The organism is Saccharopolyspora cebuensis (assembly GCF_039542665.1).
Taxonomy (GTDB): Bacteria; Actinomycetota; Actinomycetes; order Mycobacteriales; family Pseudonocardiaceae; genus Saccharopolyspora; species Saccharopolyspora cebuensis.
Genome location: NZ_BAABII010000010.1, coordinates 126,692 through 139,842, shown reverse-complemented (window position 1 = coordinate 139,842; position 13,151 = coordinate 126,692). Strand labels below are relative to the sequence as shown.

10 protein-coding genes are annotated in these 13,151 nt (G+C 72.4%); 5 read left to right on the top strand and 5 right to left on the bottom strand.

Annotation, left to right across the window (positions count from 1 at the left end):
- Positions 1–21 precede the first annotated feature (21 nt).
- Entirely contained in the window at positions 22–474 is a 453-nt protein-coding gene (locus ABD976_RS15135; RefSeq protein WP_345363489.1) for a MarR family winged helix-turn-helix transcriptional regulator, read from the bottom strand.
- A gap of 187 nt (positions 475–661) precedes the next feature.
- On the opposite strand from ABD976_RS15135, the gene ABD976_RS15130 reads away from it, so the two are divergent.
- The gene (locus ABD976_RS15130) at positions 662–1,066 is read left to right on the top strand and encodes a DUF5313 family protein (protein WP_345363487.1); all 405 of its coding nucleotides are present in this window, start codon (positions 662–664) and stop codon (positions 1,064–1,066) included.
- On the opposite strand, the gene ABD976_RS15125 is transcribed toward ABD976_RS15130, so the two are convergent.
- Positions 1,042–4,833 (bottom strand): terpene synthase family protein, encoded by a 3,792-nt coding sequence (locus ABD976_RS15125; RefSeq protein ID WP_345363485.1) that lies wholly within the window; start codon positions 4,831–4,833, stop codon positions 1,042–1,044. The genes ABD976_RS15130 and ABD976_RS15125 overlap by 25 nt on opposite strands.
- 358 nt (positions 4,834–5,191) lie before the next feature.
- Here ABD976_RS15125 and ABD976_RS15120 point away from each other — a divergent pair, with 358 nt between their 5' ends.
- Positions 5,192–6,382 carry a glycoside hydrolase family 64 protein gene (locus ABD976_RS15120; RefSeq protein ID WP_345363483.1) on the top strand — a complete coding sequence of 397 codons (1,191 nt, stop codon included), beginning with the start codon at positions 5,192–5,194 and terminating at the stop codon, positions 6,380–6,382.
- A gap of 90 nt (positions 6,383–6,472) precedes the next feature.
- Here the strand turns inward: ABD976_RS15120 and ABD976_RS15115 are convergent, their stop codons facing one another.
- Complete coding sequence (locus ABD976_RS15115; RefSeq protein ID WP_345363481.1) at positions 6,473–6,676, bottom strand: zinc-ribbon domain-containing protein; 204 nt, start codon at positions 6,674–6,676, stop codon at positions 6,473–6,475.
- Between the two features lie 210 nt (positions 6,677–6,886).
- Between ABD976_RS15115 and ABD976_RS15110 the strand changes: the two genes are divergently transcribed.
- The gene (locus ABD976_RS15110; protein ID WP_345363479.1) at positions 6,887–7,594 is read left to right on the top strand and encodes an MBL fold metallo-hydrolase; all 708 of its coding nucleotides are present in this window, start codon (positions 6,887–6,889) and stop codon (positions 7,592–7,594) included.
- 84 nt (positions 7,595–7,678) lie between these two features.
- Here ABD976_RS15110 and ABD976_RS15105 read toward each other — a convergent pair whose 3' ends face one another.
- Positions 7,679–8,659, bottom strand: coding sequence for a LacI family DNA-binding transcriptional regulator (locus tag ABD976_RS15105; protein WP_345363476.1), 981 nt, complete (start codon positions 8,657–8,659; stop codon positions 7,679–7,681).
- Positions 8,660–8,806: 147 nt separating this feature from the next.
- Here ABD976_RS15105 and uriH point away from each other — a divergent pair, with 147 nt between their 5' ends.
- Positions 8,807–9,805, top strand: coding sequence for a uridine-preferring nucleoside hydrolase UriH (uriH, locus tag ABD976_RS15100; protein WP_345363474.1), 999 nt, complete (start codon positions 8,807–8,809; stop codon positions 9,803–9,805).
- Positions 9,802–11,223: a uridine transporter UriT gene (gene uriT, locus ABD976_RS15095; RefSeq protein ID WP_345363472.1), complete on the top strand. Its 1,422-nt coding sequence runs from the start codon at positions 9,802–9,804 to the stop codon at positions 11,221–11,223. Before uriH ends, uriT begins: the two co-directional genes overlap by 4 nt.
- Before the next feature lie 371 nt (positions 11,224–11,594).
- Here the strand turns inward: uriT and ABD976_RS15090 are convergent, their stop codons facing one another.
- On the bottom strand, positions 11,595–13,064 hold the full coding sequence (locus ABD976_RS15090; RefSeq protein WP_345363470.1) for an MFS transporter: 1,470 nt from the start codon (positions 13,062–13,064) through the stop codon (positions 11,595–11,597).
- Positions 13,065–13,151: the final 87 nt, after the last annotated feature.

The window sequence follows — 13,151 nt, the reverse complement described above, 5'->3', positions numbered from 1 at the left end:
CCTTTCGAGGGGCGGGGCGGCTCAGCGCTCCGCCGCGGCCTGGGCGGCGTCGATGATGCCGTGGAGCAGGGCGTTCGCCTCCTGGAGGTCCTTGACGCTCATGCCGAACCGCTCCAGCATCGCGGCGGGCACCCCGAGGGCCTCGCGCTTGAGGTCCACGCCCGCGGCGGTCAACCGGATCCGCAGGGACCGCTGATCGTGCGGCGGCCGGACGCGTTCGAGCAGCCCGAGCTGCTCCATCCGCTTGACCAGCGGCGAGAGCGTGCCAGGGTCGAGGTGGAGCAGTTCGCTGAGCCGCTTGATCCCGACCTCGCCGTGCTGCCAGAGGGCGAGCATCACCAGGTACTGCGGGTGCGTCAGCCCGAGCGGTTCCAGCACCGCCCGGTAGGCGGCCACCACGCTCCGCGAGGCGACCGCCAGCGCGAAGCAGACCTGCTCTTCGAGGGCGAGCGGATCGCGCATGTCGGAAGGCACTCGCCCAGCATACCCAACCGTTGGGGCACCAACCGTTCTCGCCGCCGGTCCGGCCGGGAAGCCCGCGCACCCCGAAGTTGTGCGCCAACAGTTGGGGTGCTAATAATTGGTCGGGTCGCGGTCCCCGCGGCCCGACACCGGCCGGGCTCGCCCCGGACCGCCGGACCGGGACCGAAGGGAGCGCGTGGTGGGCGACTCGGGGTTGGTGCGCCCGAACCCGCTGCTGTGGGTCTGGTACGCCTACGGCGGGCGGTTGCCCGCCCGGCATCGCGAGTGGGTGCTGCACGACAGCACGACCCGCACGTGGATCCTGCGCCACGTCGCCCGGACCCTGGTCCAGGTCTCCCCCGGTCTGCTCTTCCTGCTCGCCCCCGGGCCGCTGTGGATCAAGGCCCTGTCGCTGCTCGGCGGCGTGATCCTGGCGCTGTGGTACTCGCTGTCCTACATGGAGTACACCTGCGAGTACCGGCTGTACAAGCACGGTTACGAGCTCGGCACCGGCAAGGCCGTGCGGGACCGGGCGAAGCAGACCACCACCGAGGAGCAGGCGGCCCGGTACGCCGCGCTCTACCGCTCGCCGGACGGACCGTAGCCCGCCACCGGACCGCGTTCGGGCGGGATGGACTGCGGGAACGCGAAGAAGTCGCCGGGGTCCACCGCGGCCTTGATCCGTTGCAGCCTCCGATGGTTGTCGCCGTGGTACGCGACCAGCCAGTCGGCCAGTTCCGGATCCATGCCGTTGGTGTAGCCGCCGGTGCCGAAGTGCGGCTGCATCGCGGCGTGCACGTTGCGCAGCCAGGTCATCCGCTGCTCGACGTGGCCGGGATCGGTGAACTGGTCCCAGTACGAGTGGTACTGGACGACGCCGATCGCCCTGCGGTGCGGGAACGCCGACGCAGCCGGTGCGACATCGGCGACGGCGCCGCCGAGCGCCTCGATGAGCAGGCCGCTGGCGCCGCCCGCGGCGGGCACGCTGTCGACGGCGCGTGCGAGTTCCTCCGCCGCCGCGGTGGCGACCGGGTCGCGGACGACGTGCGACTTGGCGGCGAAGGCCACTCGCGCGCCCCAGGTGCCGCCACCCCAGCGTTCGGCTTCGGACGCCGCCTGCACGTATCCGCGCGGCACCGCGATCCGCTGGGTTTCGCTCCGGCCGATCGCGGCGACCATCCGGTCGAGCACCGGGTGCAGCTCGGCGGGGGTGCCGATGAACGTGCCGGTCACCGCGGGTGGTGCGGGGCTGCCCCGATCGCTGAGCACCTCGACCGTGCTCCAGATCTCCCGCGGTGTGGCCGGGTCGGCCAGCCACTCCGACCAGCCCCGGACCACGGCGGGCAGGTCGCGGGTCGGCCAAGCCAGCAGGAACGAGGTGAACGAGAGGTCCCTGATGTCCTCGGTGGCGAACTCCAGATCGGTGACGACGCCGAAGTTGCCGCCGCCACCGCCGCGCAGCGCCCAGAACAGATCGGGGTCCCGCTCGGCGTCGACTCGGCGGAGGAGCCCGTCCGCGGTGACGATCCCCGCGCTGACCAGGTGGTCGCAGGCGAGGCCCCAGGCGCGGGTGAACGCGCTCAGCCCGCCGCCGAGCGTGACGCCGGCGAGGCCGATCGTGGGACAGCGGCCCAAGGGCAGCCCGGCACCGGCCGCCGCCAGCGCCAGATGCGCCTGCATGCCCTTGGTCCCGGAACCGAACCGGGCGCGGCCACCCGCGACCTCAGCCGTGTTGAGGGAGCTGACGTCCATGACGAGGCCGGTGCCGGTGGAGTAGCCGGCGTAGCTGTGGCCCCCGGAGCGCGGCGCCAGCGGCAGCTGCTCCGCCTGCGCGAAGCGCACGCACTCGACGACGTCCTGCGGCGTCGCCGGGTAGACCATCGCCTGCGGGCGCACGGCGTCGAACCGCTGGTTCACCAGCAACCGGGCTTGCTCGTAAGCGGCGTTGCCCGGTTCGAGCACCATGCCGTCGATGTTCTCGGCGAGGCCGGCGAACCGCCTGCGCCTGCGCACCGGGGCCGGCGCCGCGTCCTGGGCGCGGCGCAGCGCGGCGAGCGCGTGGAGGTCGGTGAGCACCGGGTAGTCGAACACCAGCGGACGCGGCCCGACCTGATCGGGCACCGAGGTGAAGCCGCCGTCGGTTTCCTGCTGCGCGGTCAGGTAGGCGGTGGCGCGGGCGGCGGCCTCGGGCGCGCCGTGGCCGGCCACCACCGGCAACGCCTGCGCGGTGGACAGCACGTCGCTGGGATCGCCCTCGGTCCGGCCCCAGCCGCCATCGGACCGCTGCGTGGCGACCAGCCGCTCGACCGCCCGTCGCGTCGCGGTCGCGACCCCCCGGCCCGCGCTGAAGGCCGGGATCGCGTGCAGCGCGTCCAGCGCCCGCAGGATGGCGCTCGACTCGCTGACCGTCCAGCTCCGCTCGAAGGTGCCGTCGGGGAGTTGGGCCGCCAGCACGAAGTCCACCGCGCCGGCGAGCAGCTCGCGGTGGTGCTCCCAGTTCGGTGCCAGGGCGAGGATCGCACCGGCCGTCATGTCCAGGTCCGGGGAGTCGCCGCGTACCCACGTCGGGAAGCCGCCACCGGGATCGGCGATCCCGGTGAGGTAGTCGGTGGCTCGCGCCAGTGCCGCGGAGTACCGCTTCGGCGCTGCGTTGAGGAACTCCACGCACCGGGTCGTGGTGTCCACATCGGTCTGGTGCATGCCGGTCGCGAACGGCCAGCCGCCGTCGGGCGCCTGCCATGCCGCGACGAAGTCGGCCATCCGGCTGGTGAGCGGTGCGAGCTCCCGGTGGTGGACGAACTCGAGCCCGGCGACGGCGGTGAGCCACAGGTCCTGGCTGTCGAGGAACGGCAGCCCGCCGTCCTCGTTCTGCGCGAGCGTCAGCCGCAGCAGCCCGTCGGACACGCTCCGGTCCGCGCGCCGGAAGGTGTGCACCGCGTGCAGCCCGAGGAGGTGGGTGGTGGCGCTGGCCTCCCACAGCAGCCGGTTGCGGCCGCCGCGCAGGAGCCCGACGAGCCGGTCCCGTTCCACGTCGGAGACCGCGTGCGGATATCCGCAGGCGTGGGCGTGGAGGGTCCGGATCGCCAGCAGGTGCGCATCGGTGAAGGTGGTGATCTCCTCCGGCGGCACGGCCGGTGGCGCGTCCCCGTGGTCCAGCGGCGCACCGCAGAGCAGGTGCAGCACCGTGCGCAGCATGACCTCCTTCAGCCGTCGTCGTCCCGCGGTGCCCCGGCTCAGCGTCGTCGGCAGCGCGGCGGCGAGGCCCGCGGCTCGCGGTGCCATCTCCTGCGGGAACAGGCATGCGTCGATCAGGAGTGCGTCGATCTCGTCGGCCCCGGAACGCCGCTCCACCAGGAACCGCGCCAACCGTTCCTGCTCGTCCGGGTGGGAATCGTCGGCGCGCAGCAAGGCCAGCAGCAACGCGGACTCCAGCACGCGGCTACCGCACCTGTCGTCCACCGCGCCCGTGCCGCGCACCGCGACGGCCAGGTGCCGGGCTAACGGCGCGATACCGCGCCCGCCGCTGCCGGGCAGCCCGCCCGGCGCGTTGCGGTGGGTTTCACCCTGCCACGCCAACGCGCCGTCCCGCGTCCGGCGGAGCACCGCGATCCGCTCGGCGTCCCCGGCGACGGCGTCGAAGTCGTCCATCCGCGCGGCCAGCATGGACCGCGCCTTCGCGGCCGCCTCCGGCAGGTCGCAGCCGTGCTCGCGGGCGAGCACGCCGACGAGGTTCTCGGTGCCCTCGGCCAGTTCCCGCTTCGCGGAGCCGATGTCGTTCGCCCACGCGATGATGTCGGCGGTGCTGTCCCGCAGCTCGTCCAGCGCGGCGTCCTCGGGCAAGGCGCGCTCGACGAGCGCGATCGTCGGCAACGCGGTGATGGTGTGCCTGCGCAGCGCCAGGTAGTCGTCCAGCCCCAGCCGCTCGCCGGACGCGCGCAGTTCGGCCTCGGTGCAGGTGGCGTCGGCGTAGCGCCGGTACAGCTCGACGAACCGCTTCTCCCAGCCGGGTGCGGCCGAGTCCAGGGTCCGCGGCCACAGGTCCGCCAGCGCCGCCACGGCCGGATGCCCGCGCGCCGGGCCGGTGTGCTCGAGCACGTCGATCAGCTGGTCCAGCAGCGCCCGCACCTGCTCGGGCGGAGTCCGCGTGCGGTCGAAACCGTCGTCGACGAGCGCGATGAACGCACCCCATTCCGCGAGCAGGCCCAGCTCGGCGCGCTCGGCTTCCGGTGCCAGCCACCCCGCCAACCTGCCCTGGCCCATCCTGGCCAGGCCGCGTCGGCTGTCCGCGCTGGTGACCAAGCCGACGCGGACGACCCAGTCGCGCACCCGCAGTTCGGCGGCAACCCAATCGGGATTGCAGGTGTTCGGCACGGTGCCCGATCCTTCAGCCGTTCGGCAGGCCCGTCGATCGGCCGACCACGTGAAAGGCTGTCACCCGATGTGTGGACGGCCTGGGTCGCGCCAGCTCGCCGAGCCACCACACCACCTACCGACGGCCGGCGACCGGCGACCGAGGGCAACGCCGCCGACGGCGGGTGGCCGGTTCGCGGCCCGGTCGGGTGCGGCGGCGCGATGGTTTCGACGAAGAATTTCGTTGATTGCTGTTCGGATGTGGTGGATAGCGTCCGTTCGGAGGTATCACAGGGGTGGTCTAGACCGGCAGACTCCCGGGATCGTTCAAGCGAAGACCGACCACCTACGAGGTGGTCCCGCATTGCCGGAGGTGACCATGGTTTCTCGTCGACGGTTTCTCGGGTACTCGGCCGCAGCCCTGTCCGCGCCGTTGTGGGCCCAGGCGATCAGCGCCCCGTTCGCGTCAGCGGCACCGGAAACCCTGAAGTTCGTGCTGCGGAACGACTCGGGTACCACGGCGCACGCCTACATCGCCGGGTTCTCCGACATCGAGAAGAAGGCCGTGTTCATCCGGCCGGACGGCACCCAGTACTTCCCGGAAGCCAGCGGTCCGGTACCGCAGCCCCTGGCCGAGGACCCGGCCATCCCGGTCGCCGGCAGCGTCGAAGTCACCGTGCCGCGGATGTACGGCGCGCGGGTGTACTTCGTGACCGACGACAAACTGACCTTCCAGGCCGTGCGGGGCGCCGACGGGACGACCGCCGTCGTGCACCCGAACTTCGTCTCCGACACCGACCCGAACTTCGGCAAGGACTGGACGTTCGCGGAGTTCACCCTCAACTCGGTCCAGCTCTACGCCAACATCAGCTACGTCGACTTCGTCGCCGCGCCGATCTCGCTGCACCTCACCGCCGCCAGCGGTGATCAGCACGTCCCGGGAATGCCCACCGGTGGGATGGACCAGGTCGCCCGAGGGCTGCGCGAGCAAGGCGGCAGCTGGTCGAACCTGGTGCAGGACTCGGGCGGCTCGGTCGTGCGGGTGCTCAGCCCGAACCACCGGGCGGCCGACTTCGCCGGCTACATGGAACCCTACGTCGACCAGGTGTACGCCAAGTACGCGAGCGAGCGGCTGTACATCGACACCCAGCGCCCCGACCTCGGCGTCCTCGAAGGCGGGGTCGAAGGTTCGGAGCTGGTGTTCGGCGCGGAACGGTTCGCCAAGCCGTCCACGGCCGACATCTGGAGCTGCAACGGCGGACCGTTCGCCAACAACCCGGGCAGCGACTCGCCGGAACGCCTGGCGATCGTGCCGCGGCTGGCCGCGGCCTTCAACCGCTCCACGCTGCTGATCAACCCCGAGCAGCCGCACGGGGAGGACCCGGCGACCTTCTACCAGCACGCCGTCACCAACCACTACGCGCGCGTGGTGCACGCGAACCTGCCCGACGGCAAGGGCTACGCGTTCCCCTACGACGACGTCAGCTCGAACGCCGGCGAGGACCACAGCGGGAAGGTCAACGCGGGCGACCCCGAGGTGTTCACGCTGACCCTCGGCGCGCTGCGCTGATCGGCGAGCACGCGGTGACCGGTCCACGCCAGCGGACCGGTCACCGCGTCGCCTCCGCCGGATGGCGCGGCGCGGGAGGTGGGACTCCGCTCAGGCCGCGAAGGCAGCACCGCAGATGCCGCAGGCCTCGAACCGGCGCCGCTTCCAGCGCGCCACCGGGATGAAGAACACCGTGAACTGCCGGTACTCCCGCATCCGCGCCCACTGCGTCGTGTTGTGGCAGCGCGGGCAGGTCCGGGTCTCCCCCGGGCCGAGGTGCTTCTGCTTGGTGCCGAAGCCGAAGATGACGAACACCACGCCAGCTTACGGAACGATTCCCGCGAGAGCCGCTCAGCGATGCCACCGGCTGTCGCGTCCTCGCCGCACGAGGACGACGCCCACCGGACTGCACGCCCAAGCTGCACGGGACAGCAGCGGCGGCGAGCGAAAGCGCTTCACCGTTGGCGGAATCGCTGACGGCGGAACGTGCGCCGGCACCGACGTGGGAGTTCGTACTGTCGGTGCATGGACGTCATTCCGCTGATCCCCGGCCTGCACTTCCTGCGCTTCCCCATCGGGCACGCCTACCTGTGGCAGGACACCGACGGACTCACGTTGATCGACACCAGCGCCACCGGCTCCGCACCGCGGATCGCCGAGGCGATCCGCGGGTTGGGACACCATCCGAGCGACCTGCGGCGCCTGGTGCTGACCCACTTCCACGAGGACCACGTCGGTTCCGCCGCCGAGATCGCCCGGTGGGGCGAGGTCACGGTGCACGCGCACCGCGCTGACGCCCCGGTCATCCGAGGGCACGAGGAGGGGCCGCTCCCGGAGCTCACCGACTGGGAACGGCCCCTGCTCGAGCAGATCCAGGCCCAGTCACCGCCTCGCACCCCCGAACCCGTGCGCGTGGACCGCGAACTCGAGGATGGCGACGTGCTCGACTTCGGTGGTGGGGCGCGGGCGGTGTCCGTACCCGGGCACACTCCCGGGAGCGTCGCGCTCCACCTCCCCGGGCCGCGGGTGCTGTTCACCGGTGACACCGTGGCACGCCTGTCCGACGGGCAGGTCACCCTCGGGCTGTTCAACGTCGACCGCCGCCAGGCGATCGACTCCTTCCAGCGCCAGGCGGCTCTCGACACCGACATCGCCTGCTTCGGCCACGGCGAACCGCTGACCCACGACGCCGCAGCCACGCTGCGGACCACCGCGGAGCACCTGCGCGAATGAGCCGCCGCCGGCGACGGAGGGCCCGGGACGGGGTGACCAGCAGGGCGGCCTCGCTGACGAGCGCAGCCCGGTGGGACCGCGCGACTACAGGCTCGCCCGCCGCACGAGGACGGTCTCGAGGGGGGTGGGCGTGGGCAGCGGGCGCTCGTCGAGCATCGCGACGAGCCGTTCGGCGGCGGCCCTGCCCAGGGCGGCCCCGGGCAGGGCGATGCTGGTGAGCGCCGGCGCGGTGACGGCGGACGAAGGCAGGTCGTCGAAGCTGGCCACGGCCAGGTCCTCCGGGATTCGCACGCCCGCACGGTGCGCCTCGGCCAGCACGCCGTAGGCCAGCGTGTCGGCCGCAGCGATGACCGCCGTCGCACCGCCCTCGCGCCAGCGCGCCAGGTTCGCCCGCGTCGCCGCGCTCGCGCCGGAGACGGTGACGTCGGCGCGGACGTCGTCGTCGAGGAGGTGCAGGCCGTGGCTCGTGACCGCTTCGGCGAGCATCGCCCGCCGCAGGGCGAAGGTCGCCGATCTCGTGGAGCCGTCGAGGTAGGCGACGGTGCGGTGGCCCCGCTCCGCGAGGAGTGCCGCGAGCGACCGGATCGCGGGTGCGTAGTCGTAGTTGAGCGCGTTGAGGTCGGCCGCGCTGTCGGGGGCGTCGAAGAGGACGACGGGGTGCTCGGCGGCGGGCACCGCGGCGAACGTCTCGTCGGGAGCGTCGACGAGGACCCCCGCCGGGCGGAGGCCGTTGAACCGCCGGAGGGAGTCGACGCAGGGCTGCTCCCCCCGCTCGGTCACCGAGAGCATGAGCTGGTAGCGATCACCGAGCGTGTCCTGGACGCCTGCGATCACCTCGGCGAAGAACGGGTTCGACAGGTCCGGGGCGAGCAGGATCACGAGGTCGCCGTGCCCGCGGGCGAGCGCGCTCGCCGAGTGGTCCACGACGTACCCGAGCTCGTCGACGGCGTCGCGGATGCGCGCCGCGAGCTGCTCGGACACCCGCCCGCGGTGCTTGCCGTTCACGACGAGCGAGACGGACGAGACGTTGGTCTCAGCGTGCGCCGCCACCATCGCAGCCGTCACGCGCGGACGAGGGGCGGGAGCGCGGACCATGGGGGGATCCTAACCGGGCGGGGAATGCCCGTGGTTGACATCAAGCGCTTGATGCCCTCCACTGTCAAGCGCTTGATGCGAGTGCGTCGAACACAACGGAGTGGAGCAGCACGGAACATGCCAGAAAAGATCATCCTCGACTGCGATCCCGGTCATGACGACGCGATCGCCCTGCTGCTCGCGCACGGCAGCCCCGACATCGAGCTGCTGGCCGTGACGACCGTCGTCGGCAACCAGACGCTCGCGAAGGTCACCCGCAACGCCCTGGCCGTCGCGCGCATCGCGGGCATCACCGACGTCCCGTTCGCCGCGGGCGCCGACCGGCCGCTGGTCCGCCGGATCGAGGTCGCCGACGACATCCACGGCGAGACCGGGCTCGACGGCCCCGACCTGCCGGAGCCGGCGCTGGAGCTGGACGACCGGCACGCCGTCGACCTCATCATCGACACCGTCCTGGCCCACGAGCCCGGGACGGTCACGCTCGTGCCGACCGGCGGGCTCACCAACATCGCGCTCGCCGCCCGGCGGGAGCCCCGCATCGTCGAGCGCGTCAAGAAGGTCGTGCTCATGGGCGGCGGCGTCCACGTCGGCAACCGCACCGCCGTCGCCGAGTTCAACATCTTCATCGACCCCGAGGCCGCCGACGTCGTCTTCTCGGCCGGCTGGGACGTCGTGATGGTCGGTCTCGACCTCACCCACCAAGCGCTCGCCACCCCCGAGGTCGCCGCGCGCATCGCCGCCGTCGGCACCGGTCCGGCCGCGTTCGTCGGCGAACTGCTCGAGTTCTTCGGCCGGACCTACCGGGACGTGCAGGGCTTCGACGCCCCGCCGGTGCACGACCCGTGCGCGGTCGCCCACGTGATCGACCCGTCGATCGTCCGCGCCGTACCGGCGCCGATCGAGGTCGAGACGGCCGGCGCCCGGACGCTCGGGATGACGGTGGCCGACCTGCGCGGTCCCGCCCCCGTCGGCTGCCGGACGTCGGCCGCGATGGAACTCGATCACGCGCGCTTCTGGGACCTCGTCGTCGACGCCCTGGAGCGCATCGGCGAGAACCCCGGCAGCGGCTGGACCCCGAGCGGGCGCGGCCAGGTCGACGGGCAGGTCCCCGCATGACCCGGCGCGCCGGCACCTTCGCCTCGCTCATCGCCGCGCTGCTGGCCGCCTGCGTGGCGTTCCAGCTCAACGCGAGCATGCTCAGCCCGGCGCTGGTCACGATGGCGCGTGAGCTGCGCACCGACGAGTCGACGATCAGCCTCTCGCAGACGCTGTTCTTCACGCTCGCGGCGATGTTCTCGGTCTTCCTGCCGCGCCTCTCCGACATCTACGGGCGCCGCAACGTGCTGCTCGGCATGCTGGCGATGATGCTGCTCGGCAGCGTCGTCGCCGCGCTGGCCGTCAACGTCGGCATGCTCTTCGCCGGGCGCATCATCCAGGGCGTGACCGGGCCGGTGGTGCCGATCTGCCTGCTGATGCTGCGCCACGAGATCTCCGACCCGCGCCGGTACGGCGCCGCGCTCGGACTGCTCACCGCCGTCAACGGCGGGATCGCCGGTGTCGACGCCCTGGTGGGCGGGTGGCTCGCGACGAACTTCGGCTTCCGCTCCCTGTTCTGGGTCATCGCCGCCACCACGGTCGTGGCCATCGCGCTCGTGGCCGTCTGGGGCGTCGAGTCGCGCCCGTCCGCGGGCACCCGGATGGACTGGGGCGGCGTCGTCCCGCTCGTCGTGTCCGTCGCGAGCGTGCTCACGGCGTTCAACGAGGCGGGCGAGCTCGGCGAAGCCGACTGGCTGCTGGTGATCATCAGCCTCGCCGTCGCCCTCATCTCCTTCGGGACCTTCCTCGCCGTCGAGGCGAGGGTGCGCGTGCCGCTGGTGGAGCCGCGGCTGCTCGCGCGCCGCGGGACCTGGGCGCTGCTGCTGACGACCCTGCTCACGATGACCGGCGTCTTCGCCGTGGTGAACGGGCTCGTGATGTCGCTGGCCCAGAACCGCGATGCCGGGTTCGGCCTGCCCGCGGACGTCGCGTCGCTGGTGTTCCTCACGCCCTACGCCCTCGTCGGATGGCTCGTCGGGCCGTTCGCCGGGCGGCTCGCCCCGAGCTTCGGCTACCGCGGCGTGCTGCGCATCGGCCTCATCGGCAGCGTCGTGGCGACGGTGCTCATGGCGTTCGTGGGCGTGCATTCGATGCCGGTGCTCGTGGCCGCGACGGTGCTCATCGGCATCACCTACGCCGGCATCGCGAACATCATCCTCAACGGCCTGGGCATCGTCCTGTCCCCGGCTTCGAACCCGGGTTTCCTGCCCGGCCTCAACGCCGGTGCGTTCAACCTGGGTTCCGGGCTCAGCTTCGCGATCCTGCCCGCGCTGCAGCTGGGCCTGACCGAAACCACCGGATCCGCCGTCGCGGGCTACTCCGGCGGGATCCTCCTCGGCGCCGCGATCACGCTGGCGGCGCTGGGCACCTCCTTCCTCATCCCGCGCCCGGCGGACGCCGAAGCGATCCGCTCCACCCCGCGGACCGCAGCGGAATGACGTGACCGGTAGCCGGACGGCCGGGGGCCTCGCCGTCGATGGCGAGGCCCCCGGCCGTTCCCGCGATCCCTCGCGCGTTGAGCCGCTTCCGCGGTGGGAGCCGCCGCCGCACCGGCCCGTGGCGCAGGCGCGCCAGGGGACTCTCCCGCACGTTTCGCACCACGCTGCGCCGCACCTCGGCCGATTGAGGAGGCGGGTTCTGCGGTCGTCAGGAACCCGAGTCTGCACCTCCGCCCGCAGCCGAGGCGCACCGCCGAGCAGTGCCGCAGCCGGATCACCAGTTCCGCGGGCACGGGCTCGTCGAGGCTGCTTCGGTCCGTACGCGCTGTCGGCACGGCCGCCCGATCGGTTCGCACGAGCACCCCGCGCCGTCAGTGCACGAGCGCCTCGGCCTTCGCCGCTTCGGCCCGGGCCAAGCGGTGCCGGCGCCCGATGTGCCAAGCGGCGATGGCGCACAGCAGAGCCAGCAAGGCGACCGCTACCAGCACATCGGAGGTCGACGAAATCAAACCCGCGAGCAGCAGCGGACCGCAAAGCCCGCCGATCCGGTTGAACAGCGACACGGTCCCGGTCGTGCGACCCCGACCCGACGGCGCGGCGAGATCGGCCGCGATCGGCAAGAACACCGCCGCCATGGTGTTCACCGAGAACAGGGCCGCGACGAGGGCCAGCGCACCGACCCAGCTCAACGCGGACACCGCCCCGGAGAGGGTCAGGGCCAGCAGGACCGCGGCCGTGGCCAGCGCCATCCCCACCGCGATCCGGGTGGGGCCGAACCGGCGGTAGCCGAACATCATGAGCACCGCGCACGGCACCATGATCAAGGAGGCGACGGTGAGCAGGAGGTTCGCCGTCGCCACCGGCACCCCGCTGAGCCGCGCCAAGCTCGGGACCCACGTGGTGAGGCCGAAGGTGAGCAGTCCGATCAGCAGGGCGTAGGCGCGCTGCACGCCGCCGCTGAACGCGCGGACCTGCACCTGGGCCACCGGTGCGGCCGGCACGCGCTGCGCGGTCCAGTTCGGCACCCACGGCGTCAGCAGCACCAGCACCAGCCCGGTCGGCGCTCCGATCAACCACAGCACCCGCCACCCGAAGATCGGCTCCAACCACAGCGCCGTGCCCGCCGCCACCAGGTAACCCACCGCCGTGGCCACGACGGACAGGGCGACCACCACCGAGCCACGGGACGGCCCACCCATGACGTCGGTGAGCAGGGTGATCAGCAACGGAGCGAGCCCGCCGACCGCCACGCCCATCAGCAGGCACATCACGAGGTTGCCCCCGAAGGTCGGCATGGTGCCGCACATGCTGGTCGCGGTGAACCCGAGCGTCGCCAGCAGGTAGGAGGTGCGGCGGCCGAACCGGTCGGCGAACACGCCGAACAGCACGGCCCCGGTCGCGGTGCCCGCCAACCCGAACACCGCCAGCAGCGAGGCCGTACCCGCCTCGAGGCCGTACTCCTCGCGCATTCCGGGGATGACGAACCCCAGCGTCGAGGTCTTGCTGATGTCGATGGTGAGCGCGAGCGTGCCGATCACCGCGACCACCGATCGCCGGCGCCCCCGCTCGGCGGACGGAGCCGGTCTGGTCCCGCGCGGCATCGCGGCGCCGAGGACGACCAGCAGCAGGCCGATCCCGGCGACGTACATCTCGGGCATCTGCGACAGCGGCATGCCGTGCAGCGGATCGGAAGCCGCGGAGCGCACGTGATGCCCACCGGGCATCGCGTGACCCATGGTGAAGGCGTTGACGAAGCCGATCGCCGAGCAGGTCAGGACGATCGCCGCACCGGCGAGGACGAGCCGATCGCCGGACGTGGTCGGTCGGACGAGCAGGGGCACGATGCGCTCCTCGGAGGACGGGGGCCGAGCTGGTGAGGTGCCGACGACGGGCGCGTCCGGGAATGGATCTCCTCCGCGGTGTCCGCA

Excerpts from the sequence above, each read along its gene's own strand:
- uriT (WP_345363472.1), top strand. The coding sequence starts at position 9,802 with ATGACCCGGCGCGCCGGCACCTTCGCCTCGCTCATCGCCGCGCTGCTG.
- ABD976_RS15120 (WP_345363483.1), top strand. The coding sequence starts at position 5,192 with ATGGTTTCTCGTCGACGGTTTCTCGGGTACTCGGCCGCAGCCCTGTCC.
- ABD976_RS15110 (WP_345363479.1), top strand. The coding sequence starts at position 6,887 with ATGGACGTCATTCCGCTGATCCCCGGCCTGCACTTCCTGCGCTTCCCC.
- uriH (WP_345363474.1), top strand. The coding sequence starts at position 8,807 with ATGCCAGAAAAGATCATCCTCGACTGCGATCCCGGTCATGACGACGCG.